Origin of the sequence: Acinetobacter calcoaceticus (assembly GCF_900520355.1) — a bacterium.
Classification (GTDB): Bacteria; Pseudomonadota; Gammaproteobacteria; order Pseudomonadales; family Moraxellaceae; genus Acinetobacter; species Acinetobacter calcoaceticus_C.
Map to the genome: position 1 here is coordinate 2,265,617 of NZ_LS999521.1, position 23,898 is coordinate 2,289,514.

Genomic DNA, 23,898 nt, shown 5'->3' on the forward strand with positions numbered 1-23,898 from the left:
CTCAAAAGGTATTCCTATGCTCGATTTGCACAAACTACATGCTTTTGTTGTTGTGGTTGAAGAAAGGAATATAACTCATGCAGCAAATCGATTATTTATTCAACAACCTCCTCTTACCCGATTATTAAAAAAATTAGAACAAGAACTAGGAGTACAACTTTTAATTCGTCAGCCACGTGGCATTGAGCCTACCGAAGCCGGAACTGTATTATTTAAAGAAGCGAAATTACTATTAGAACACGCCAAACATATTCCACAAATTGTACAAAATGTTAGTCAAGGTAAAACAGGACAACTCAATATTGGCCTTACCAGTTCCGCAGGTTTACATCCACTCATTTCACTTTTATTACGTTCTTATCGAGAAATGTATCCTGCTGTACAAACTAAACTTGAAGAAGCAGGTAGTCAAAAGCAATTAGATTGGTTGTTATCTGAGAAACTTGATGTGGCTTTTTTGCGTACACCAGTAAGCCGAGATGTTGGTTTAAAAAACATACATATACTTGATGAGCCTATGATTATGGCTTTACCCTTAGGCCATCCACTTGCTCAGAAAGATAAAATTCTTTTAAGTGATTTGTCTGATGAAAATTTTGTTTTATACCGACGCTCATCTGGGCAAGGTTTATATGACAATATTTTATATACCTGTTATCAAGCTGGTTTTAGTCCGCATATTATTCAAGAGGCTCCTCGCCCTACTGCGACCTTAAACCTTGTTGCCGCCGGAATTGGAATCAGTATTGTACCTGCGTCTATGCATAACTTTTGGAATAACGAAATTGTTTATCGTGAATTTGATGATATTGTTAAACCTAAAGCGCCAATTTATTTAATTACCAGAGAAAATGAAAACTCTGCAAAAGTTTCAAACTTTATTGAACTACTACAAAAACTATTACCCACAATGACTTGAGTTTAAAAGCTAGGCAATAAAAAGTGCTCCAAGTGGCGCACTTCTTTCATAAAACAGTTTATTTTTGATTGACTCGTTTTGACAGCTCTTCTGCCGATTCCTTGCGTTCAGAATAACGATCTGTCAGGTATTGTTTTTGTCCACGTGTTAATAAAGTGAACTTATAGAGTTCCTCCATTACATCGACAATTCGATCGTAATACGAAGAAGGCTTCATACTTCCATCTTCTTCAAACTCTAAAAAAGCTTTAGCAACTGAAGACTGATTTGGGATGGTAATCATACGCATCCAACGCCCTAAAATGCGCATTTGATTCACAGCATTGAAAGATTGAGAACCTCCACTGACTTGCATAACGGCTAAGGTTTTACCTTGTGTTGCACGAATTGCTCCACCAGCTAAGGGAATCCAATCAATCTGAGCTTTTAAAATCGAACTCATTGCACCATGACGTTCTGGTGAACACCACACCATACCTTCTGCCCAAGTCAAAAGCTCATGCAACTCTTGCACTTTGGGATGATCTGTTTCTGCATCTTCTGGTAAAGGTAAACCTTTAGGATGAAAGATTTTGACCTCGGCGCCTAAATATTCAAGAATTCGGCCTGCTGTCAACACAGCAAAACGACTGTAAGAACGCTCACGATTAGAACCGTACATTAATAAAATTCGTGGTGGATGTTCAAGTTGCTGTGCTTGCACTTGTTCAAAAGTAGGCTTATCTAAAAGATTTAACGCTACATTTGATAAATCATTGTTAAGACTGTTCATGTGAGAAATACTTTTTCTTGAGCCAAAGAGAAACAGAAACGAGTGAAATTAAAACCGGAACCTCAACTAATGGTCCTATCACTGTGGTGAATGCTACAGGTGATGCTAAACCGAAAGTAGCAATCGCAACCGCTAAAGCTAGCTCAAAGTTGTTGCCAGCCGCGGTAAATGAAATGGCAGTAGTACGTGGATAGTTATTCCCCATACGTTTACTCATAAAGAAGCTAATGAAGAACATCACCACAAAGTAAATCGTCAACGGAATGGCGATCAGTAGCACATCTAAAGGTAAGCTCACCACATCACCACCTTTAAGACTAAACATAGCCACAATGGTAAATAGTAATGCAAGCAAACTAATCGGACTGATTTTTGGTAAGAATTTAGTTTGATACCAATCTAACCCTTTTGCTTTCACTAAAATGAATCGCGTGAGGAAACCCATTAAAAATGGAATGCCTAAATAAACCAATACAGCATGGGTAATGGTCCAGAAATTCACATCAATGACTTGACCCGCCACACCAAAATACGGCGGCAAGAAAGTTAAGAAAAGCCATGCATAAGTACTAAAGAATAAAATTTGGAAAATACTGTTAAAAGCAACTAAAGCAGCAACATATTGGTTATCCCCACATGCCAAACCGTTCCATACCAATACCATTGCAATGCAGCGTGCCAAGCCTATCAAGATTAGACCTGTCATATATTCCGGATAGTTATGTAGAAAAATAATCGCTAAAGCAAACATCAAAATTGGCGCAATTAACCAGTTTTGTACTAAAGACAAAGCCAACGTTTTTTTATCTTTAAATACTTCCGGTAAAGCTGCGTAATCTACCTTTGCCAAAGGTGGATACATCATTAAAATTAAACCAATTGCAATCGGAATATTAACGTTATCTACACTGAGTTGATTCAAAGAAACCGAGGCTTGAGGAAAGAAAACACCTATTGCCACCCCTAAACCCATGGCAATAAAAATCCATAGCGTTAGGTTCCGGTCTAAAAAAGAAAGCTTTTGCTTAGTCATCTCGGCTCTCTTACTCAATATGAGAGATTTTATTAATCTCAGCAATCAAATGTGAACGGTTTAAGTTCGCAACATCTAATGCAAACAATGCATCTAAACGACGGTTGATATGATCTACAGTTTCTTGGAATGCTTTTAATTTTTCTTCTTTTGGCAAGTCTAAATGAGATGGATCACTTAAGCCCCAGTGTGCTTTGATTGCACCACCTAAATAAAGTGGGCATGCTTCTTGTGCAGCAGAGTCGCAGACTGTAATCACAACATTTGGCTGAAATTGCTCGCAGTCATCAATGGTTTTGCTCCATAAACCTTCTGTTGAAAGACCTAAATTTTCAAGCGTTTCAAGAGTTAAAGGATGCACCTGACCTGATGGTTTACTGCCTGCGCTATACGCTTTCCAACCTTCTGGTGCACGGCTATTAAATAACACTTCTGACAAAATACTACGGCAACTGTTTCCAGTACATAAAAATAAGAATTTCATGGTGTTACTCACAATAGGTGGAAATAGAAGAAAACTGTGAAGATTGGTGTTTCATCGAATCTTCATCTTGGTTTCCTATAATTTTCAAAACTTCAACGGCCCAACTTGGTAAATTTGGGTTAACGCTGTAATACACCCATTGCCCTTGTCTTGAGTCAAGTAAAATGCCATGAGTACGTAATAGCGCTAAATGTCGGGAAATTTTTGGTTGGCTTAAATCAAGTTGCTCGGTCAGTTCACAAACACATATGTTTTGTTTGCTTAAAACCAATTTAAGAATGCTTAACCGAGTAGGGTCCGAAAGACATTTAAAAAAATCGACTTGAGTGATCATGTCAGCAACATTTCATATTCGTTATTGCAAATATACGGATATCCATATATAAATGCAATATCTTAATTCGGCGATAAATTTGTCATGACTGAGCTAGTGAAGATTTACCATAACCCTGCTTGCGGCACCTCACGTAATACGCTGGCACTTATTCGTCATGCTGGGATTGAACCCATTGTTATTGAATATTTACAGACACCTCCTAGTAAAGATGAGCTTACTCAACTCATTTCACAAGCTGGATTAACCGTTCGTGATGCAATTCGTAAAAATGTTGATCCATATAAAGATTTAGATTTGGAACAAGACCGCTGGACAGATGAACAGCTAATTGATTTTATGGTCCAGTACCCAATTTTAATTAATCGTCCGTTTGTGGTGACTTCAAAAGGTACACGTCTGTGCCGCCCTTCTGAAATTGTCCTTGATATTTTAGATTCAGAAAACTTAGACTATTTTGCGAAAGAAGATGGTGAAGTGATTATTAATGAACAAGGGCAACGAGTAAAATAATCTAAGATTCTCATAAATAAAAAGCTAAATGGCGCAATACCATTTAGCTTTTTTGTTGAATGAAAGCGGTTAAAAATAGGACTTAATAAGAGGAAGGAGTTGTTCTCCTATGACCATACCTAATAAACCGACTAATGCTACAAGAGGTGGAGCTGGTGACTTAACATTTAAAACGTAATATAAGACACCAACGAGCAGCCCTACAGCCAAAGATAATAAGTACATTTTCATGCTACATACCTTAGGGAATCAAGCCATTTAAAGAGGCAAATTCCCACACTGTTTTATTTAAAATGCGAAACAAGAACACCCTAGTGCGCCCCAGAAAGATTTTTTATCTTTATCATTTACGGGAACATCAAGCATCCATGAATGGCTATGTCCATGCATGCCACAACTGCTAGCACATGCACATAGCGCACTTTCTGACTGTAGAGTCTGATTTGAAGGTGCATTACGGTTTTCAGATAATCGCCATTGACCACCAAAACGTTTTACAGGCGACCATGTTGGCAAGGCTGGCGGTAAAGGCGGATCATCTTGCTTAAACTCAGCACCTGCATAAACGACTTTTCCACCAAGTACAGTCAGTACAGATTCAATCCATTGGATATCGTCTGCTTCAACTTTGAAATAGTCATCAGAGAGTACAACCAGATCAGCAAGTTCGCCTGCTGTTAATGAACCTTTGACTTCTTTTTCACCTGAAAACCATGCAGAACCTTTAGTCCAGAGTTTCAGTGCTGTCTGGCGGTCTAATAAATCTTTTTCATCATATAGCGGCAAACCACCAACAGTTTTACCTGTACTTAGCCAATATAAACAGACCCAAGGATTATAAGATGCAACACGTGTCGCATCTGTTCCTGCACCGACTGGCACACCGAGTTCCAACATTTTTTTAACTGGTGGCGTATTTTTGGCTGCATCGGCACCATAGCGCTTTACAAAAATTTCGCCCTGATAAGCCATTCGGTGTTGAATTGCAATTCCCCCGCCCAATGCACCAATACGCTCAATATTACGTTCTGATACCGTTTCGGCATGGTCAATAATAAATCGGGTCGCAAATGGCTGTTTAGCATTTACTCGCTCAAAAACATTGAGTAACCGGTTAATGCTTTCATCATAGGTTGCATGAATACGAAAAGGCCATTTCTTTTCAGCCAAATGCTCAACAATGGCTTCGAGTTCACCTTCCATCTTTTCTGGTAAATCTGGACGTGGCTCATAGAAATCTTCGAAGTCACCCGCCGACCAAGTCAGGTTCTCACCCGCTCCATTCATTCTAAATAGTTCATCACCATCGCCCGGAAATGTCATTTCTGTCCAACGGCGATAATCATCAAGCTCTTCACCTGCTTTTTGAGCAAATAAGTTATATGCAATTCGCACCGTCATTTGGTTTTGATCGTGTAATTGCTTAATAACATCATAATCTTCGGGATAGTTTTGCCCACCACCTCCCGCATCAATTGCAGAGGTAATGCCCAAACGATTGAGTTCACGCATAAAATGACGAGTTGAATTGACTTGTTCTTCAACTGGTAATTTCGGAGCCTTACCTAAGGTTGAATACAAAATCATGGCCGATGGTGTTGCAAGTAGCAAACCCGTGGGTTCGCCTTTTGCATCACGCTCGATTCTGCCACCCGGTGGATCTGGTGTGTCTTTATTAAAACCTAGTACATTCAGAGCAGCGCGGTTCAACATGGCACTGGCGTATAGATGTAAAACAAAAACTGGCGTATCTGGTGCAGCTTTGTTGATTTCTTCTAAAGTCGGTAAACGCTTTTCGGCAAACTGGAATTCAGTCCAACCACCCACTACCCGCACCCATTGCGGCGCTGGAGTATTATCTGCTTGTTCTTTGAGTAAGCGTAGTGCATCCGCTACAGATGGCACACCTTCCCAACGCAGCTCCATATTGTAGTTCAAACCACCACGAATAATATGCAGATGGCTGTCATTTAAACCTGGGATGACCCGACGTCCATTTAAGTCTACAACTTTGGTGGTCGCTGTTGCCAGCTTCATGATTTCATCATTTGTACCTGTCCGTACTACTTTACCTTCTGCGATAGCAATTGCTTGTACTTCTGGGTTCTGAGGGTCTAGTGTTGTGATTTTACCGTTTTTGAATATGAGGTTTATTTCGGTCATTCTGAACTCCATTCTTGTGAATTATCGTTCTAAAAAATAAAGGTATAACAACATATCTATTTCATTATTCTTTTCAATTTTACACGACGGAGTCTGACCGTTTTACATCCAATAAAAGTAGCTAATTCTGTTACTTTTCTTTCGGAAAAAGTAACCAAAACCATTGCCATCTGCAAAACTCGTTCAATTACAATCTTTTTCAGATTTTGTCCTGCCTCGAACAGTTGCAGATGGCTTTTCCACTTATCAAATATAGTCAAAAATCGAATAAATCAACTTAAATATCAAAATACCCTTAACTCAACTATTGCTTATTTTGCAGGAACGGGTGCAAGTACTTCATGTTTTGATGTTGTACGTTCAGGTGCCTTATGAACCATTGTATAGGCATAATCAACGCCCATACCATAAGCACCAGAATGCTCACGTACAATTGCCATGACTGCATCATAAGTATCACGGTGTGCCCAATCACGCTGCCACTCAAGCAACACTTGCTGCCAAGTTACAGGAACAACGCCTGCTTGAATCATGCGCTGCATAGAATAATCGTGCGCTTCTTTCGAGGTGCCACCTGAGGCATCAGCTACCATATAAATTTCATAATCGCCTTCGAGCATGGCACCAAAAGCAAAGGTGTTATTACACACTTCAGTCCATAAACCTGAAACAATCACTTTCTTACGATTATTTTTTGCAAGTGAATCACGTACTTTTTGGTCATCCCATGAATTCATTGAAGTACGTTCTAAAAGTGGCGCATCTGGAAATACGTCTAAAAGCTCTGGATAGGTATGACCAGAGAAGCTTTCTGTTTCAACAGTGGTAATGGTGAAAGGAATATTGAATGTTTTAGCTGCCTTTGCGAGACCTACCGTATTATTTTTTAATACTTGACGATCTATCGACTGTACCCCGAAAGCCATTTGTGGTTGGTGATCAATAAAAATAATCTGACAATTCGTTGGTGAAAGTTGTTCTAAAAGTGATTTATTCATGGGTAAACTCCATTATTCCTTATGTGTAATGCATTTAAATTGCTTACTGGTCATTATAAAAACAGATAAAAATGTAAAGGCATAGACACTAAATCAGCACGAATCTGTATCCTGTGCGAATACAATTAAAACAATGATTGCTTTTTAATTTTTATAGTTTAATCATTGATATATATTTTTTTAACTTTCGCTTATCCATGGATCGATTAGACTGTATTTCCACTTTTGTAAGTGTCGTAGAACATGGTAATTTTAGTAGTGCAGCCAGAGCTCTCGATATCTCTCGCGACTTGGTTGCCAAACGTGTTTGCTATCTTGAAAATGACCTAAAAACCACACTTTTAAACCGAACAACAAGACAGATGAACTTAACATCTTGTGGAGAAAAGTTCTATCAACACAGCAAAGTCATTTTAAGTGAGTTTGAATGGGCTGCCTATGAAATTAGCTACAATCAGCAGTACCCTGAAGGTGAACTCAAGCTCAATACGCCCATGTCTTTTAGCAATATTTTTCTTCAAAATATCATTTCAGACTTTATTGAGAAATATCCCAGTATTAAAATCGATTTATTCATGACAGATCAGCTACTAGACATGAATAATAATAAATTTGATTTAACAATTCGTGTAGATGGCTCTCCTCCAAATTTGGCAAATAGTAAAATATTAAATACCTATCAACGTTACTTATACGCAACACCTGAGTATTTTAATCAGCATGGATTACCCGCCTCTTTAGAGGAACTCAAAGATCATAAATTTTTAATTTATTATCAAGATAGCCGTCATAAAAAATTGGTTTTTGAAAAAGACCAAAAAGAAGTGTCTTTTAATTGTTTCCCTGTGATGACCTGTAATAATGGTGAATTATTATTAGATATGTGTCTAAAAGATCACGGCATCGTCTTTCTTCCCGAGTTTATTGCAGACCATTACTACAAAGAAGGTAAATTACAGAAATGTTTGGAGGACTACACCAGTCAGCCACTTCATTTATATGTGACATGGCCCAACCGTAAAATTTTGTCGAAGAAAGTAAAACTATTTATCGATTTTTTAACACATCAAATCGTTCCTATAAAATAAGTGGTCTGGGCCTTTTCCATAAGAATTGGCCCACTTTTTTTAGTTGGTTTGAGTAATTTCAATCTTCTTATTTTTAAATAAATTTTGCTCTGCTTAAACTCCAGCAAGCTCTGACTGTTGTTCCTTTTTATAAAATGGCACATCACCGTTAATGGTGGCACGGTGCATAATGCGGTGTGCATCACCATAATCAAATAATGCCTTATGTTGGGTGCAGCGGTTATCCCAGATTGCGACATCACCCTCTTGCCATTTCCAACGCAAATGGAACTTTTCTTGTGTGGCATGTTCAAACAAGAAGTTAAGCAACTGCTCGCTTTCCTGTTCAGGTAATTCATTAATCTGAGTGGTAAAACCTTCACTCACAAATAGCAGCGGTTGGCCTGTGACTGGATGAGTACGCACAACTGGATGGACCACTGGTGGATTACGCTTAAAGGCTTGTAGCAGTTTTTCACGCTCTTCGTCATTATTTGCAAAACGTTCGAGTGGAAAAGATTTACGAATATCATGTGTCGCAGTCAAACCTTGTAATTTTTCTTGTAGCTCTAACGTAAGCCCTTTAAAAGCTGCCGTGTTACTTGACCAGAAAGTATCGCCACCTACAGGTGGAATTTTAATGGCTTGCAATACACAACCTAATGGTGGTGTATTGCTAAAAGTGACGTCTGTATGCCAAAGCTCATTATCACGCAGGTCCTGCTTCCAACTATCCAGAACCATCACTTCAGGCACATCTTCAATAGAAGGATAAATCGGGTGCACATGTAAGGTGCCAAAACTTCGTGCCAAATCTGCTTGAGCCTGAGGTGCTAATTTTTGCTTTCGAAAAAAGATGACTTGATGATCAAGCAAAGCCTGTTGGATTTGCTGTGTTGTATTTTCATCCAAGACATTCAAATCAATATCATGAATAATTGCGCCAATGGTAGGCTTGATCACTTCAATATTTAAGTTCGCTATTACTGTATTCATCTTCTTTACTACAACTGCTGACCATACCAAGGAGAAAACTGCTTTTGTAACCAACGTAAAAACAGCTCAAAACTAACTGCGACAATCGCAATCACAATAATGCCCAGAATCACCGTATCAGTAATTAAGAACTGTGCTGCCGATTGCACCATAAAACCAATACCACGGTCTGCTGCAACCAACTCTGCTGCAACTAATGTGGACCAGCCCACCCCAAGACCAATACGAATACCGGTAATAATATGAGGTAAAGCCGTTGGTAAAATGACATGCCAAAATACTTGTGTCTGACTCGCTCCTAGCGACAGTGCAGCACGTTCACGATTAAGCTGATGACTTAACACGCCATGCGCACTACTAATAATGACAGGCGCCAAAATCGAGAAGAAAATCAAAAGTACTTTAGTGGTTTCACCAATACCAAACCAAATCACGAGTAATGGCAAATAAGCTAACGGTGGGATTGGACGCAATAACTCAACCAAAGGATCTAAAACTGCACGTACCCATTTGTTCAGCCCCATCCACAAACCTAAGGGAACACCAATCACCACAGCAGCAATCAAAGCTAAAAATACACGAGAGATGCTGGCTGCTAAGTGTTGCCACAAGGTTGCCTTCATAAAGCCTTCTTGGCTTACCGATATAAATTTTTGCCATACTGCCTGTGGACTCGGTAAAAACAGTTCAGGTACTACATGCAAAGCAGTAATCAGAAACCAAAAAGCGACAACACTTGCGACACTAATAATGCTCACAGCCAAAGTGCGATGTTTTTCTAAAAATGTCGATAGAAATGAAGCATTTTCTGTTTGCACATCTGGCTTAAGTTTTAGCCCTGCTTTGTCATATTCATAGACGTTATCTTTAGTACTCATGTGGTTAACGCCTCCTCGGTTTGTTTTTGTGCTCTTAAGCTTTCAAATAACTGTTCTCTAAGCTGAATGAATTGAAGATCCGACTTGATTGAACGAATAGACTCACCCTGACGATATCGCTTCGCAAAATCGAGATGTAGAGTTTCTACAATTTTTCCTGGATGCGCTGTCATCAGAACTAACTGATTACTCAGCAATAATGCTTCTTCAATGTCATGAGTAATTAAAAAGAAACTTTTATTTTGCTGAATCCACAAATCAAGCACTAACTGCTGCATGTTTTCACGAGTAAAAGCATCTAATGCGGCAAAAGGTTCATCGAGTAAAATAAACGGCGCGTGACTGATCAAAGCTCTAGCAATACCCACACGTTGTTTCATACCACCGGAAAGCTCCCAAATATTGGCTTTTTCAACGTGACTTAAACCCACAATTTTCAAAATTGCGTTCACTTGCGCTTCGATATCTGCACGCTTTAAACCTTTTAACTGCAAAGCGAAGCCAACATTATCTGCAACATTCAGCCAAGGAAGTAATGCATGATCCTGAAACACGACTGCGCGGGTTACATCTGGTCCATTTACCACTTCATGATTTACAAGCACATCACCTGAACTCGGCTTTTGAAAACCTGCCAAAATATTGAGTAGCGTTGTTTTGCCGCAACCCGACTCACCTAAAATGACGGTTAAAGAACCTTCTTCAATTTTGAGGTTAATGTCTTGTAAAACTGGCTTTTGCTGTTTAGGAAAAGTCAGATGAATATGTTTGGCTTCTAGTACACTCATGACAACTCCTTAAGGCTGCAAAAATGAAGAATTCACATTGCCTTTATAATCGGCTTTAAGTTGATCGACCTTGCCCTGACCTTTTAAGAACTTCGCTGTATCAAAAATATTTTGCGCGAATTCACCATCTAACGTTTGTTTTTGCTGAGCGTGGTCAAGGTAAATATTTCCACTTAATAAAAGCGGGATATCTTTTGGATCAGAACCTGTTAACTGAGCAATTTTTTCAACGTTATCGGCATTTTTAACGTATGCAGTTGGGTCTTGATTATATTTTTCGAGTTGCTCAAGTGTGGTTTTAACAAACGACTTTAAGAAATCAGGATTTTTCTCTGCAAAGTCTTTACGCACAACCCATAAATCATAGGTTGGAGCGCCCCATTCACCCACTTGTTTAGAATCGATTAATACCGTGCCTGACGCTTTCGCTTTACTTAAAGCAGGTTCCCACACATAAGCTGCATCAATATCTCCACGCTCCCACGCTGCTGCAATTTCAGGTGGACGCAAGTTAATAATCTTTACTTTATCTTCTGGAATGTTCCAATGTTTAAGCGCAGATAAAAGGCTGTAATGCGTAGTTGAAACAAAAGGTACAGCAATAGTTTTGCCAATTAAATCTTGAGGGCTTTTAATGCCTGATTTATTACTTACTACCAATGCTTCAGAGGCACCAAGTTTTGAAGTAATTAAGAATACTTCAATCGGTAAATCACGGCTTGCTGCCGCTGCAAGTGGACTAGAACCAATATTACCAAGCACGACATCACCAGAAGCCAATGCGTTAACAACATCTGAGCCCGCATCAAATTTTTTCCATTGAATGGTACGTTGACTATGCTTTTCATATTCCCCATTTGCTTGTGCGACCTTACTTGGGTCAACTCCAGTTTGATAAGCAATGATGACTGGTTTGCTGTCACCAACTGAGGCACTTGTATTATTGTCTTTTTTATTTTGCCATACGATAAATGCAACAATTGCGACTACCACAATTGCCGTAATAATTAACGGTTTGGTCTTTGTGCTCATAATTTTATGATCTTTCAATAATATAAGCTCATGGTATGCAGCAGGCTTTATAATGAAAAATAAAAAAATCTGAGTTGCTTATCTATTTTTGATAAATAACTTTTCCTTATAAGTTTTTATCTTTTGGTAAAAAGAAAACTTCAAGCAATCTTGTAGGTTAGAGGTAAAATTAAAGTACTTATATATCAATAATTAAAAACGATATTCAAAAAAACATGATTAGAAAAACCTGACATAGACCTTCTAATTATTTTATCCTACTCATTTCATCATTTTTATTTTTGCTTCTCGTATCTAGAGTTTTGCATCTAATTAATTTTCATTATTTTATACAATGATATGATTTTATTATCTTTTTATCATAGAACCTCAGCAAATATTGAGATTTGATCAATATTTTTTCTAGTTTATATATGACACAAATTTAATTTTTTATTGATAAAAGGAGAAACAGGCTTTTGCTTAAACATCATAAAATTATCCAGAAAACTTTTATTGCCAGTGCACTTATAGGTTGCAGTCTTTCAAGCCAAGCGGCACTTACTTTTGGCAATGCTGAAGAAGGTCAACTCAAAGTGAGTGGCACAATTCGGGCAAAATACATTTATGATTTTGATTCAGATCCCACGACTAGCAAATTTTCTTTTAATGACGCGGTGCTCTGGCTAGACTATAACTCTCCCAAATGGATTGGCCGTCTAGATTATCGGCTTTATGAATATTATGGCCGTTTAGGCGATGCCAATTGGCTCACAGACGCATGGGTGGGTTATAAAATTAATGACAACAGTAAAATTATTGCTGGCTTAAACCCCGTCCCTTTTGGCTTGGGTCGCTTTTGGGGAAATACTTATTATTTAGGCATTGCTAATAGTGCAGGTTGGGAAGATGTGCACAACCTTGGGGTGAAATATGATTTCAATGATGGAACCAATGAAGCACAACTTGCCTTTTATCCTACCGATGGCGGCAACTATAGAGGCAAAAGCAAAGACTCGAGTCGATTTAGTATCAACCCTGTCAACGCTGATGATTCTGTACCGCAAGGCACAAATACCCAAGAAAAGAACTCAATTGTTGTTCGCGGTGCGCATACATTTAAAAATATAGCTGGGCAAGAAGACTTCTCCAGCCAACTTGGTGCCTCTGCTTGGTATTCAACCATTGAAAATAAACGCTCAGGCCAAGATGGCGATCGCCAAGTCTATTCAATTTTTAACAACACCACTTATAAACAATGGAACTTACAGCTTTTGGCAGGTTATCAAGACATTGATAATGCTGACTCTCAATACAAAGATCATCTTACTTTAGGTGGTTTTGATTACTCATTTAACTCAGCAACCAAAGGCCAGATATATTCAGCCGAAGTGAGCTATCTATTTCCTCAACAATTTGGCCCCATTACATCGGTGCGCCCTTATCTAAATTATAGTGCTTATAAAAAAGAGCAAGACGGCTTTAAAGACTCAACCCGTTTTATCCCCGGCATTGCGTTTAACTATCAAAAACTGACGGTACAAGCCGAGTTGCTAATTGGCAAACATGACCCTTATTTAGGGGATAGTGAGGGCCTAGCGGCTGGCGGAACTAACGATAAATGGAATAAAAAAGCGTTTGTGATCTTTGCTTATTATTTCTAATTCAAAACAAAGGCCAATACATGTTGGCCTTTGTTTTTATCTAAAAAATTTAGGTTTAACTAATCAATTACTGGTGAATTATTGAGTGGAAGGTCTGGGTTATTTTCGTCAATGACATCTACATCTTGTGCAGTTGGCTCAAACTTAATAAGTAGTCCAATCACAATTAAAGGAATAAAAGCAAACACAGAAATAATCAGATATACATCTGTTTTGTAGCCTGCCATCCAGATCGGCAAAACAAACAAAGCAATTGCCTGAGCCACTCCAGTTACAGCACGGTTAAACCCAACGCCAACACCACGAATCGAAGCAGGATAAGCCATTGTTGGATAGACCATCATTTGTGCCCCTGGTCCGAAACCTTCAGCAAAAAGCCATAAACCGAGCATGCCAATGGCAGTGTAGAGTAAAAAGCTATTGCCCGGCTCACCAATTAATGCCAATGCAATAAGGGCAATAAATTGGAGTAAAAAGCCTGTGAGCAACACATGACGAGATTTAAATCTACTGGCAACAAATACCCCCAACAACCCGCCTGTAAATGCAAACAGTAAATTTAGCCCGAGTGTTGTGGTAATGGTCGTCAAAACATCAGTATGGAAAAAACGAGTCAAAATGGACGGTAAAAAGAAAGCAATGGTGGTGTACTGAAATGCCACCGAAATATGAATCACAATTGCCACAATCGTTCTTGGCAAATAGGTTTTATTAAATAAAACAGCAAAGCCTTCGCGTTGTTTTGTTTCAGCCTTTCTTTCTACTTTTTCAACTGTTGCTACAGCGTTAATTGCATAGGATTCTTGCAGAACTTTAGCTGCCCCTTTTAAATCACCCTGATTAGCCAGCCAAATTGGTGATTCAGTTAAATATTTACCACGAATAAAAATAATGAGTAACGCGGGCACCGCTCCAAAAATTAAAGAAGCTCGCCATAACCAGTTGCTATGCTCTGGTGGTAAAAGAAAGTAAAGCGCCAAAACTAATCCAAAGCAGACAGAAGATGCGGCGTACCACATTGGGCACCAAGCGGCTAAACGGGCTGCCTTGTTGCTACTTCCGTTAAACTTAGAAAACTCAGATAAATAAGACATCGCTACAGGTAAATCGACCCCAACACTAATACCCATAATAAATCTGGCTAAAATGAGTACCCACACATTTGGTGCAAAGCCTGCCACAATGGCCGCAATAACAAACAGCACCATGTCAGCCATAAACACTCGATAACGACCGATTTTATCGGTTAGCCAACCGCCAATTAAATTACCGACAATGGTTCCACAGACAATTGCCGAAGCAACTACACCTGTCATGACAGGACTTAAAGAAAACTCTGATATGACCTGCTCAATACCGAAAGAGAGCGTCGTCAAATCATAAGCATCGATAAATACACCAATCAGTGCCAACCAAATGACTTTATTAGATTTACCCTTCCCCGCAAATTTGGAGATTAATTGTGATACATCATCGGGAGATTTAATTTCATGGCGATGCGCATGATTTAGTTCTTGTACGCTCACTTAATAATTCCTGAATTTTAATAACAGAAACAAAATAATGATTATTCACATAATAGAAAAACAAATTAATCTGATGTTTTAATCTGAATTATAGAATTATCTTTTCATCATTAACTCAGCAATAAAACCGATATAAAAACAAATAAAATAAAAGCCAGTATTTAACCAGCTTTCACTTAAATAAAATTTAAGATATTAACTTGCCTCAGCAAGCTTTAATTCTTTTAGATTTCGACATTTTGCACCGCGGTGATTTTCTGGTAAATATGGTCCTGCACCAAATAATTTTTCTCTTAACGTTCCCTCTACATATGAAGTTTGATATACCCCGCGTTTTTGCAACTCTGGGACAATAAACTCTACAACATCTGCAAAGGTCTGATGAGCCAAAATATAGGCAAGATTAAAGCCATCGACATCAGTATCTTCAACCCACTGCTGTAAAGCATCGGAAACTGTTTCTGCTGAACCCACCAATACTGGTCCGTTCCCACCTAGACTATTCCAGTTTGCGATTTCCTCAATAGTCCAGACTCGCTCAGGGTCCGCATTCACATAAGAGTCTAGTAAAGATTGAATCGCGTTGGTTTGAATATATTCCACTTTATCTGTCGGTTGGTATTGTGAAAAATCAACTCCTGACCAACCCGAGAGCAAAGTTAAAGCGCCATCATAGCTTCCATAGCTTTGATATTCTTTAAACTTAGCTTGAGCTTTTGCATCGGTTTCATCTGTCACAATCGACAAGAGCGCGTAAATTTTAACTGAGTAAGGATCGCGTCCTTCTTGAGCCAGTTTTTGGCGAATGCCTTGTACAATCTTTTTAGTCGCAATTTTAGAAGGTGCTGCAATAAACACACATTCGGCATTTTGGCTAGCAAACTTCTGGCCACGAGATGATGCACCTGCTTGATATAATACAGGTGTACGCTGTGGTGAAGGTTCACAAATATGGATGCCTGGTACAGTAAAATACTTACCTTCGTGCTGAATTGGATGCACTTTTTTATGGTCAGCAAAGATACCTCTTTCACGGTCACGCAGTACCGAACCCTCTTCCCAAGAACCTTCCCAAAGTTTATAGAGCACTTCTAAATATTCATCGGCAATGTCATAACGGTTGTCATGATTGACCTGAGTTTTTAAGCCTAAGTTTTTTGAACCACTTTCTAAATAAGACGTCACGATATTCCAGCCAACTCGTCCTTTGGTCAAATGATCTAGGGTACTAATACGTCTAGCAAAAGGATAAGGATGTTCAAAGGAAATTGATGTGGTCACACCAAAGCCCAAGTGCTTCGTTACAGCCGCCATAGCAGGAACTATCTGTAATGGATCATTGACTGGAACTTGCACTGCACCTGTTAAGGCATGCTCAGCACTTTGATGGTAAACGTCATAAATGCCAAGCACATCTGCAATAAAAATACCGTCAAAAAAACCACGTTCCAAAATTTGTGCTAAATCTGTCCAATATTCTAAATCTTTATATTCAACAGATCGATCTTGAGGATGTCGCCATAATCCGGGAGATTGATGTGCAATACAATTCATTTCAAAAGCATTAAAACTAATCTTCTTAGTCATAAAATATCAGCCAGCATTTTAATTACTTTTATACTAAAGCAATTTTTATCTATTCTTTATAATATAAACCCCAAACAAAATATGATTTTATTCTAATACATTTTTATAATTTATTTTAATACTACAAATAATATTAAGCTGCCCTAAAGACAGCTTAATATATAAACTTAAAACTTACTCTTTAATAACTTCACCAATTCTCCATTGATAAGGTGGTAATGTTCCATTCACGCTAAAGTCACCCACAATCCGATTTTTAAATACTCTTGGGTTATGGGAGGCTAAAGTGCGTACATTTCGCCAATATCGGTCTAAGCTCAAATCTTTATCTGTCGCTGAGGCACCTAATGCATCAAATAGAATTGTCGATGCGTTTAAAATTAAATCGGTAATGACGGTTTGAGACTGTGCACTTTCAAGCTCAGCAAGCGCATTTTGTTCTTCTTCAAGCTGCTCATTATTTTGAAATGCTGCCAAGTAAGCACGTTGTAAACTTTGCGCAACTTTTTCAACAATCGCCCCTGCGCTATATGCTGCTCCACGAATTTGCCCAACTACTTGTAAAATTTGCGGGTCCTGTTTTACAAATTGAGCATTCGCATGAGTATAGTTGCGGGTACGTTTAGCCACAGCTTGAGAAACATCATAAGTCGCAGCACGCCCTAAACCAGTAATGATTGCGAGTTGCACCAGTTGGTAATAAGCGGCTGAATATTTAAAGCGGTCATCATCGGGTAAAATTTCGGCCTCGTCGACTTGTACATCATGAAAATATGCCGTACCGCTTGCAGTGAGTTGCTGACCAAAGCCATTCCAGTCATCTACAATTTCGACACCTTCAGCTTCACGGCGCACAACGACTGAGCCAGATTCACCGTTTAAATCAGTTACCCCAACATCAACCCAATCTGCATATAGACTACCTGTAGTGTAGTATTTTTGACCTTTAACGCGAATTTTTCCGTCAGCATCCCGATATAAACGAGTTTCGAACTGATCAATTGACTCTTTTCCACCTTCAGACCATGCACTGCCAACTGTTTCGCCTTGTGCAATTCGACTGAGCCAGCGCTGTTGAAACGCTTTATTCTTGGTGACCAGCACGTCTTCAGTGAAACCAAAATGCACTCGCAAAGCTTGCGGTAAATTTGAGTCTGCTTCTGCCAACTCAACTAATAATGCGAACAACTCAGGAATAGTTGCCTCAAAGCCCCCATGTGCTTTAGGAAGTCGTAATCTTGTAAAACCAATATCTTTGAGCCACTGAAGTTGTTCATATGGCAAAATATGCTGTTGCTCACGGACCAAGGCACCTTCTTTAATACGCGCGAAGGTCGGTCTAAAGTGTTGAGCTAATTCATCATAACGTTCAGAAGGCCCTTGTCCCCAAACTCGCGAGATTTGGGACGCTTGACTAAGTGCAGCATGTGTCAATGAACCGAGATGATATTCAAAATTTAAATTTGTCATTTATGGAAAACCACTATTGCTTTGCTTTACCATAAAATATTTATTTCACATGAAAACGATTATTTTTATATAACAGTATTCATTCTTTATATAAGCAATAAGCTAAGATATCTTTTTGAGCTTTACGCTCTGTTGGCTTTGCAAGAGTGTTTGCATGTATTCTGAATAGACAGATAACTTCTCAAAAATATGCTCTGAATAAAACATATCATCAATTAAATGGGTCATTTGAGGCGTAGTGAAGGTATCGCATAAACCTACAAGTTGTGCATTCATTTGTGCAAATTGGCTACACAGTTGCACATAAGTATCATCTTTATTTTTGAATAATAATTGACGCATATCTAACCCATTTAAGTCTTTTAAATCAGTGTTTTTTACCGACCTGATCCAATAAATCTTTATCTTTAGAAATTGTTCGAGTTGCTTTAAAGCGTCTAGATCAACTTCTAAATGTGTGATTAAAAAAATTGTAGAGATATCACTTCGGCATAGTGCCTTTATTAAGCTTAAATAAACAAAATCAACATCATCTAGCTCGGTCAACTCTAAATCTAAATATATTTTTAGACTCTCAAGAATCTCATCTACCTTAAACAAGACTTTCTTTTCGGCTTGATAATATTTATTGAGAATAGTAAGTACAGGCTCGGTAGCGGGCGTCGTATAAATAGCAGCCTTATTGAGATTTGCAAAAATAAAAGGTGAAAATAGATAAGCCAAACTGCTTTGCTGTGCCTGAATATACGATTGAATTAAATATACAGTATGAGATTTAGAAAAATCTCTTAATACCTTTGCTCTTAATAAAGTTGCTTCAAGGTTAACGTATGTCTGCTCTAATTGAGTGGATATTGATATTGGAATAGACTGATTTTTAATAATTTTATTTAAAATATTTAGTTGAGAAGTAATAAACATTTTTTAACATCCAAGCTATTTTAGAAGAGCTACACTTAAAACAAGGTCTTTCATCATCCACGTAATAATCAGACCTCAAACAAAACAACAAGGAAATAGAAAAGAAGAAATTTATCATGTGCTTATATGTAAACACAAAATCGCATTCATGTTGTTTTTGAAGGCTGATTTTAGTCATCCGTAAATCTTGTTCATTTTTATTTTGAACTTTAGATGAAGGGATACATAGCTACAGATAATTGAAAAAAAACTATAGCACCCATAATAAGTGCTCCAGACTGTTATAGTTTTATAAAAAATTTCTGTATCTACATATACAAAAGCTGCCAGTGCATGATTAAGAAAACTTCTTAAGGTGGGTAGTTTTCATGAAACGTACGTATGTGTACCAACAGATATTTCATCAATGTTTCAATGCAACATGCTTTTTTACAAATGCAACATCAAGCCTAAACTTTATTAACAGATTAAAAACAATCAATCGTTCTATTCTCTTGAAATATCAAGCAATTACACTGCTTTATACATTTGGCATTTTACTTGCTAAGAATATTTATCACAGCTACAAGTTTTATCGTCCAAATGTTTTTTCACCTGAAATTAAGCATTTAACACAATCATCATTAGCTAGTTCACAGGGGGAAATTTTATGAGCCTCGGTCTAACCGCTTTAGAATTAGCACGAATACAATTTGCCTTCACAGTATCCTTTCATATTATTTTTCCGGCCACCTCCATTGGTCTTGCCTGCTTTTTAGCTGTTCTGGAATGGAAATGGTTAAGAACTCAAAATCCGATTTATAAAGATCTCTTTAAATATTGGATTAAGATCTTTGCGGTTGCATTTGGTATGGGAGTGGTCTCGGGCGTTGTTATGAGCTACCAGTTCGGTACCAACTGGAGTGAATTTTCACGGGTCGCAGGAAGTATTACCGGCCCTTTACTTACCTATGAAGTCTTAAGTGCTTTCTTTTTAGAAGCTGGCTTTTTAGGCATCATGTTGTTTGGTTGGGGGCGCGTCGGTCCTCGAGCCCACTTTTTTGCAACACTGATGGTTGCAATTGGTACCTGTATTTCCATGTTCTGGATTTTATCGTCCAATAGCTGGATGCAGACGCCTCAAGGCTTTGCCATCGAAAATGGCATTATTGTGCCAAAAGACTGGTTTGCTATCGTTTTTAATCCATCCTTCCCTTACCGCTTTGCTCATATGGGCGCCGCAGCCTTTTTAGTTTCGTCTTTGTTAGTCGTAGGAACATCTGCTTGGCATTTAGTCAAAGGCCGTCGTGATGAATTAGTTAAAAAATCGTTTTCGATGGGCCTCTGGATGGTACTTGTGACTTCATGTTTACAAGTCGTTATTGGTGACAATCATGGTTTAAATACTCGTGAGCATCAACCCGCTAAACTGGCAGCGATGGAGGGTCATTGGGAAACAAACCATAATGAACCGATGCCACTACTGTTATTTGCAATTCCAGATATGAAAGAAGAACGTAACCACTTTGAAGTGGGTGTTCCATATTTAGGTAGTTTAATTTTAACTCACAGTTTAGATGGCCAAGTCACAGGTTTAAAAGAATTCGCACCTGAAGATCGTCCGAATTCAACCATTATTTTCTGGAGTTTCCGTGTAATGGTGGGCCTTGGTGTACTCATGGTCACGCTATCTTTAATTGCTCTTTGGTTACGTAAACGCGGTAAGTTATATGAAACTTCTTGGTTCCATAAATTTGCACTGCTCATGGGGCCAGCGGGTTATGTCGCAATGCTCGCAGGCTGGATTACCACTGAAGTTGGCCGTCAACCTTGGGTTGTATATGGAATTATGAGAACAAAAGATGGGCTTTCTCATACCGTTTCTGCAGATCAGGTTGGCCTGAGTCTCTTTATTTTTGTGGTGGTCTACACCATCGTTTTTGGTAGTGGTATCTACTACACCTTAAAACTCATTAATAAAGGCCCTGTATTTATCGATACGCCAAATATTGAAACTGGTGGTGTTGGACACTTTAAAACACCAATGCGTCCACTCAGTGCTGTCGAGGAAAATATTGACGATAAACAAAATTCTGGGGAGAACCGTCATGATTGATCTTTCTTTAATATGGGTCGGTATTATCGGTTTAGGTGTCCTGATTTATGTGGTCATGGATGGCTTTGATTTAGGGATCGGAATTATGTTCCCCTTCATCAAAAGCAGTCAGGAGCGTGACGTAATGATGAATACCGTGGCTCCTGTCTGGGATGGTAACGAAACATGGATGGTACTGGGTGGTGCTGGTCTTTATGCTGCATTCCCACTGGTTTACTCAACGGTTTTATCGGCACTGTATCTACCTATTATTTTTATGGTAATTGCCTTAATTTTCCGTGGAGTCGCATTTGAATTCCGCTTTAAAGCTCATCGCACCAAATACCTTTGGGACTTAGCTTTTATTTGGGGTTCAGTGTTAACTAGCTTCCTTCAAGGCATCATCTTGGGTGCCTATATTCAAGGCATTAAAACCACCAATGGTATTTTTTCTGGCGGATCACTTGATTGGTTAACACCATTTACCTTCTTTACTGGTATTGGTGTAGTTGCCATGTATGCCACTTTAGGATGTGGATGGCTTATTTTAAAAACCGAAAAAGGCTTGCAGCAACGTATGTATGAGCTTATGCCAAAGCTGATTATTGCACTGCTCATTATTTTTGGTGGAGTGAGTCTATATACACCATTAACTCATCCTGAAATCGCAGATCGCTGGTTCTCTTTACCGAATCTGTTCTATTTTAGCCCTGTACCTATTTTGGTTTTATTGTTTGTTGGCCTGATTTTATCGGCGTGTAAAAAGCAGCAACATGACCTTAAACCATTTATATATACGCTAGCCCTCGTTTTCCTTGCATTTACAGGCTTTGTGATTAGTTTATGGCCCTATATTATTCCGCCCTCAGTCACCATCTGGCAAGCTGCAGCCCCGCATTCAAGTCAAATGTTTGCTTTGGTCGGTGCACTCATTCTTATCCCAATTATTATTGCTTACACTATTGTGTCTTACTGGGTATTCCGAGACAAAGTTCGTGTAGGCGATGAAGGCTATCATTAAAGTTAGGAGGGTTTTATGAAAAATTTATCTTCTAAACTGACTCAAACCCAATGGTTTATTCTGCTATGGTTAGGTGGTTTTTTAGCACTAGCTGTTATTGCCGGTTTGTTTAAAGTGATATTGATTTATGCAGCCCCTTATCTGAAGTAAAATTATTTTTATAAGCAAATGCCGTTTGTAGAATCTACAAACGGCATTTATTATTGATTCAGTGCATCTTTCATTTTGTCATTTTTTGCAGCCCATACATGTATAAATCAGAACAACTTGCCCATAGCATTCGCCAACTCATTGAGAGCGGCACTTTAAATGCACACGAGAAGTTACCTTCTTTAAGAGATCAGGTGCAACGCTCTGGTTTTAGTTTAATGACGGTAATGAATGCTTACCAAGAACTTGAATCACAGGGTTTGATCTATTCCAAAGAAAAATCGGGATACTTCGTTGCCGAGCTCATTACGCTTAAACCTTTAGAGCAATATTCTGTTGTTTCACTCAACTCAAAAATTGAAATTAATTCTTTAGTTTTTAAATATCTTAAATCAATTCAAAATGAATCTGTCATACCGTTTGGCTCTGCCTTTCCTGACAGTCAGCTTTTATATGCGCCTAAACTTATTCAAATTATGGGGCAGCTTGCCCGTCAGAAACAAAGTTACGACCAAACTACAAGCCTACCACCCGGCAATTTAGCTTTACGAAAACTCATTGCTCAACGCTACTGTATGCAGGGGATTCAGACCGACCCAGATGACATTGTCATTACATCTGGCGGACTAGATGCCCTCAATCTTTCCTTACAAGCGGTTGCTCAACCGGGTGACTATATTTTATTACAACAAAACGTATTTTATGGCGCTTGGCAGGCAGCAGAACGTTTAGGGTTAAAAGTTATTACGATTCCTGAGCATCCTCAACATGGTTTTGATCTAGAGGCTTTTGAACAAGTTATTAATAGTTATCCAATTAAAGTCTGTTGGTTGATGTTAAACAGCCATAATCCAATCGGGTTTACGGTGAGCGACGATATTAAATATAAAATTGCTAAGCTACTTCATGAGCACCAAATTTATTTAATTGAAGATGACGTTTATGAAGAGCTGTTTTATGGCGGACAAAAGCCTCTTTCAATGAAGTATTTTGATCAGCAAAATCTGGTCCTTCACTGCTCTTCATTTTCTAAAACGTTAGGTGCAGGTTTTCGGGTCGGTTGGGTCTATGCAGGTAAATTTTCTGATCATATTCAGCATTTACAACTCATGAGTACCATTTCAGTAAATGCACTCATTCAAAATGCCTTAGTCGAGTTTTTGTCTCATCATCATTATGAAAAGCACTTACGTACTCTCAGACTTTCACTTGAGCGTTATAAAAAGCAGTTTTATCACTATTTAAAGCAACATCTGCCATCCTCTTGCGAAGTTTATTACCATCCAAGTGGTTATTTTCTTTGGGTTAAGCTACCGAATAGTTTAGATAGTATGCAAATTTATGAAGAGTTAATTCAACAAAACATTGGGGTGGCTCCAAGTCCACTGTTTAGTGTTTTACCCGCACAGCAGCATTATTTAAGAATCAACTGCTCTTTTGAATGGACACCCAAAATTCAAAGTGCATTAGAACAAATCATTAAAACAATTCAACAGCGGGTTGAAGCTGTTTCTTAAATAATGTACTTC

Annotated in this window: 23 protein-coding genes; 8 read left to right on the top strand and 15 right to left on the bottom strand. The window is 38.6% G+C overall.

Annotated elements, in window-relative coordinates; translation table 11 throughout:
- Window positions 1-16 precede the first annotated feature (16 nt).
- Complete coding sequence (locus AC2117_RS10840; RefSeq protein ID WP_133974006.1) at window positions 17-919, top strand: LysR family transcriptional regulator; 903 nt, start codon at window positions 17-19, stop codon at window positions 917-919.
- A 58-nt stretch (window positions 920-977) separates the two neighbouring features.
- On the opposite strand, the gene arsH is transcribed toward AC2117_RS10840, so the two are convergent.
- Genes arsH through AC2117_RS10860 form a run of 4 tightly spaced genes read right to left on the bottom strand, consistent with a single transcriptional unit; the run spans window position 978 to window position 3,542 of the window.
- Window positions 978-1,691, bottom strand: a complete 714-nt coding sequence (gene arsH, locus AC2117_RS10845; protein WP_133974009.1) for an arsenical resistance protein ArsH — start codon at window positions 1,689-1,691, stop codon at window positions 978-980.
- Complete coding sequence (gene arsB / locus AC2117_RS10850) at window positions 1,678-2,724, bottom strand: ACR3 family arsenite efflux transporter (RefSeq protein WP_133974011.1); 1,047 nt, start codon at window positions 2,722-2,724, stop codon at window positions 1,678-1,680. Before arsB ends, arsH begins: the two co-directional genes overlap by 14 nt.
- A 10-nt stretch (window positions 2,725-2,734) precedes the next feature.
- Window positions 2,735-3,208: an arsenate reductase ArsC gene (locus AC2117_RS10855; protein ID WP_133974013.1), complete on the bottom strand. Its 474-nt coding sequence runs from the start codon at window positions 3,206-3,208 to the stop codon at window positions 2,735-2,737.
- Between the two features lie 4 nt (window positions 3,209-3,212).
- Entirely contained in the window at window positions 3,213-3,542 is a 330-nt protein-coding gene (locus tag AC2117_RS10860; RefSeq protein ID WP_133974015.1) for a metalloregulator ArsR/SmtB family transcription factor, read from the bottom strand.
- 84 nt (window positions 3,543-3,626) lie between these two features.
- On the opposite strand from AC2117_RS10860, the gene arsC reads away from it, so the two are divergent.
- Entirely contained in the window at window positions 3,627-4,055 is a 429-nt protein-coding gene (gene arsC / locus AC2117_RS10865) for an arsenate reductase (glutaredoxin) (RefSeq protein WP_133974017.1), read from the top strand.
- 69 nt (window positions 4,056-4,124) lie between these two features.
- On the opposite strand, the gene AC2117_RS10870 is transcribed toward arsC, so the two are convergent.
- From AC2117_RS10870 to AC2117_RS10880, 3 genes are all read right to left on the bottom strand, one after another.
- Window positions 4,125-4,286, bottom strand: a complete 162-nt coding sequence (locus AC2117_RS10870) for a DUF1427 family protein (protein ID WP_075431371.1) — start codon at window positions 4,284-4,286, stop codon at window positions 4,125-4,127.
- A gap of 57 nt (window positions 4,287-4,343) precedes the next feature.
- A complete protein-coding gene (locus tag AC2117_RS10875) occupies window positions 4,344-6,218 on the bottom strand; it encodes an amidohydrolase (protein ID WP_133974019.1) in 1,875 nt (624 codons plus the stop codon).
- Window positions 6,219-6,529: 311 nt separating this feature from the next.
- Complete coding sequence (locus AC2117_RS10880; protein ID WP_133974021.1) at window positions 6,530-7,216, bottom strand: hydrolase; 687 nt, start codon at window positions 7,214-7,216, stop codon at window positions 6,530-6,532.
- A gap of 197 nt (window positions 7,217-7,413) precedes the next feature.
- On the opposite strand from AC2117_RS10880, the gene AC2117_RS10885 reads away from it, so the two are divergent.
- Entirely contained in the window at window positions 7,414-8,304 is an 891-nt protein-coding gene (locus AC2117_RS10885) for a LysR family transcriptional regulator (RefSeq protein WP_133974023.1), read from the top strand.
- Between the two features lie 93 nt (window positions 8,305-8,397).
- Here the strand turns inward: AC2117_RS10885 and tauD are convergent, their stop codons facing one another.
- Genes tauD through tauA form a run of 4 tightly spaced genes read right to left on the bottom strand, consistent with a single transcriptional unit; the run spans window position 8,398 to window position 11,995 of the window.
- Entirely contained in the window at window positions 8,398-9,279 is an 882-nt protein-coding gene (gene tauD, locus AC2117_RS10890) for a taurine dioxygenase (RefSeq protein WP_133974025.1), read from the bottom strand.
- 8 nt (window positions 9,280-9,287) lie between these two features.
- Window positions 9,288-10,157 carry a taurine ABC transporter permease TauC gene (gene tauC, locus AC2117_RS10895; protein WP_133974027.1) on the bottom strand — a complete coding sequence of 290 codons (870 nt, stop codon included), beginning with the start codon at window positions 10,155-10,157 and terminating at the stop codon, window positions 9,288-9,290.
- Window positions 10,154-10,945: a taurine ABC transporter ATP-binding protein gene (locus AC2117_RS10900; protein WP_133974029.1), complete on the bottom strand. Its 792-nt coding sequence runs from the start codon at window positions 10,943-10,945 to the stop codon at window positions 10,154-10,156. Before AC2117_RS10900 ends, tauC begins: the two co-directional genes overlap by 4 nt.
- A 9-nt stretch (window positions 10,946-10,954) precedes the next feature.
- On the bottom strand, window positions 10,955-11,995 hold the full coding sequence (gene tauA / locus AC2117_RS10905) for a taurine ABC transporter substrate-binding protein (protein ID WP_133974031.1): 1,041 nt from the start codon (window positions 11,993-11,995) through the stop codon (window positions 10,955-10,957).
- Between the two features lie 440 nt (window positions 11,996-12,435).
- On the opposite strand from tauA, the gene AC2117_RS10910 reads away from it, so the two are divergent.
- Window positions 12,436-13,620 (top strand): hypothetical protein, encoded by a 1,185-nt coding sequence (locus AC2117_RS10910; RefSeq protein ID WP_075431369.1) that lies wholly within the window; start codon window positions 12,436-12,438, stop codon window positions 13,618-13,620.
- Window positions 13,621-13,679: 59 nt separating this feature from the next.
- Here AC2117_RS10910 and AC2117_RS10915 read toward each other — a convergent pair whose 3' ends face one another.
- The 4 genes from AC2117_RS10915 to AC2117_RS10930 all read right to left on the bottom strand — a co-directional run bounded on the left by AC2117_RS10915 (window position 13,680) and on the right by AC2117_RS10930 (window position 19,124).
- Window positions 13,680-15,146: an MFS transporter gene (locus AC2117_RS10915; protein ID WP_133974033.1), complete on the bottom strand. Its 1,467-nt coding sequence runs from the start codon at window positions 15,144-15,146 to the stop codon at window positions 13,680-13,682.
- 195 nt (window positions 15,147-15,341) lie between these two features.
- Window positions 15,342-16,733, bottom strand: coding sequence for an LLM class flavin-dependent oxidoreductase (locus tag AC2117_RS10920; RefSeq protein WP_133974035.1), 1,392 nt, complete (start codon window positions 16,731-16,733; stop codon window positions 15,342-15,344).
- Between the two features lie 174 nt (window positions 16,734-16,907).
- Window positions 16,908-18,203, bottom strand: coding sequence for an acyl-CoA dehydrogenase family protein (locus tag AC2117_RS10925; RefSeq protein ID WP_133974037.1), 1,296 nt, complete (start codon window positions 18,201-18,203; stop codon window positions 16,908-16,910).
- Window positions 18,204-18,305: 102 nt separating this feature from the next.
- Window positions 18,306-19,124, bottom strand: coding sequence for a hypothetical protein (locus AC2117_RS10930; RefSeq protein WP_133974039.1), 819 nt, complete (start codon window positions 19,122-19,124; stop codon window positions 18,306-18,308).
- A 649-nt stretch (window positions 19,125-19,773) separates the two neighbouring features.
- On the opposite strand from AC2117_RS10930, the gene AC2117_RS10940 reads away from it, so the two are divergent.
- The 4 genes from AC2117_RS10940 (at window position 19,774) to AC2117_RS10955 (ending at window position 23,886) form a co-directional block, all read left to right on the top strand.
- Window positions 19,774-21,219, top strand: coding sequence for a cytochrome ubiquinol oxidase subunit I (locus AC2117_RS10940; protein ID WP_042896633.1), 1,446 nt, complete (start codon window positions 19,774-19,776; stop codon window positions 21,217-21,219).
- A complete protein-coding gene (gene cydB, locus AC2117_RS10945; protein WP_133974042.1) occupies window positions 21,212-22,219 on the top strand; it encodes a cytochrome d ubiquinol oxidase subunit II in 1,008 nt (335 codons plus the stop codon). Before AC2117_RS10940 ends, cydB begins: the two co-directional genes overlap by 8 nt.
- A 15-nt stretch (window positions 22,220-22,234) precedes the next feature.
- On the top strand, window positions 22,235-22,369 hold the full coding sequence (locus tag AC2117_RS10950; protein WP_075431368.1) for a hypothetical protein: 135 nt from the start codon (window positions 22,235-22,237) through the stop codon (window positions 22,367-22,369).
- A 98-nt stretch (window positions 22,370-22,467) separates the two neighbouring features.
- Window positions 22,468-23,886 (top strand): PLP-dependent aminotransferase family protein, encoded by a 1,419-nt coding sequence (locus AC2117_RS10955; RefSeq protein ID WP_042896636.1) that lies wholly within the window; start codon window positions 22,468-22,470, stop codon window positions 23,884-23,886.
- The last annotated feature ends 12 nt before the right edge of the window (window positions 23,887-23,898 follow it).

Coding starts and splice junctions, on each gene's coding strand:
- AC2117_RS10840 (WP_133974006.1), top strand. CDS start 17: ATGCTCGATTTGCACAAACTACATGCTTTTGTTGTTGTGGTTGAAGAA.
- arsH (WP_133974009.1), bottom strand. CDS start 1,691: ATGAACAGTCTTAACAATGATTTATCAAATGTAGCGTTAAATCTTTTA.
- arsB (WP_133974011.1), bottom strand. CDS start 2,724: ATGACTAAGCAAAAGCTTTCTTTTTTAGACCGGAACCTAACGCTATGG.
- AC2117_RS10855 (WP_133974013.1), bottom strand. CDS start 3,208: ATGAAATTCTTATTTTTATGTACTGGAAACAGTTGCCGTAGTATTTTG.
- AC2117_RS10860 (WP_133974015.1), bottom strand. CDS start 3,542: ATGATCACTCAAGTCGATTTTTTTAAATGTCTTTCGGACCCTACTCGG.
- arsC (WP_133974017.1), top strand. CDS start 3,627: ATGACTGAGCTAGTGAAGATTTACCATAACCCTGCTTGCGGCACCTCA.
- AC2117_RS10870 (WP_075431371.1), bottom strand. CDS start 4,286: ATGAAAATGTACTTATTATCTTTGGCTGTAGGGCTGCTCGTTGGTGTC.
- AC2117_RS10875 (WP_133974019.1), bottom strand. CDS start 6,218: ATGACCGAAATAAACCTCATATTCAAAAACGGTAAAATCACAACACTA.
- AC2117_RS10880 (WP_133974021.1), bottom strand. CDS start 7,216: ATGAATAAATCACTTTTAGAACAACTTTCACCAACGAATTGTCAGATT.
- AC2117_RS10885 (WP_133974023.1), top strand. CDS start 7,414: ATGGATCGATTAGACTGTATTTCCACTTTTGTAAGTGTCGTAGAACAT.
- tauD (WP_133974025.1), bottom strand. CDS start 9,279: ATGAATACAGTAATAGCGAACTTAAATATTGAAGTGATCAAGCCTACC.
- tauC (WP_133974027.1), bottom strand. CDS start 10,157: ATGAGTACTAAAGATAACGTCTATGAATATGACAAAGCAGGGCTAAAA.
- AC2117_RS10900 (WP_133974029.1), bottom strand. CDS start 10,945: ATGAGTGTACTAGAAGCCAAACATATTCATCTGACTTTTCCTAAACAG.
- AC2117_RS10920 (WP_133974035.1), bottom strand. CDS start 16,733: ATGACTAAGAAGATTAGTTTTAATGCTTTTGAAATGAATTGTATTGCA.
- AC2117_RS10925 (WP_133974037.1), bottom strand. CDS start 18,203: ATGACAAATTTAAATTTTGAATATCATCTCGGTTCATTGACACATGCT.
- AC2117_RS10930 (WP_133974039.1), bottom strand. CDS start 19,124: ATGTTTATTACTTCTCAACTAAATATTTTAAATAAAATTATTAAAAAT.
- AC2117_RS10940 (WP_042896633.1), top strand. CDS start 19,774: ATGAGCCTCGGTCTAACCGCTTTAGAATTAGCACGAATACAATTTGCC.
- cydB (WP_133974042.1), top strand. CDS start 21,212: ATGATTGATCTTTCTTTAATATGGGTCGGTATTATCGGTTTAGGTGTC.
- AC2117_RS10950 (WP_075431368.1), top strand. CDS start 22,235: ATGAAAAATTTATCTTCTAAACTGACTCAAACCCAATGGTTTATTCTG.
- AC2117_RS10955 (WP_042896636.1), top strand. CDS start 22,468: ATGTATAAATCAGAACAACTTGCCCATAGCATTCGCCAACTCATTGAG.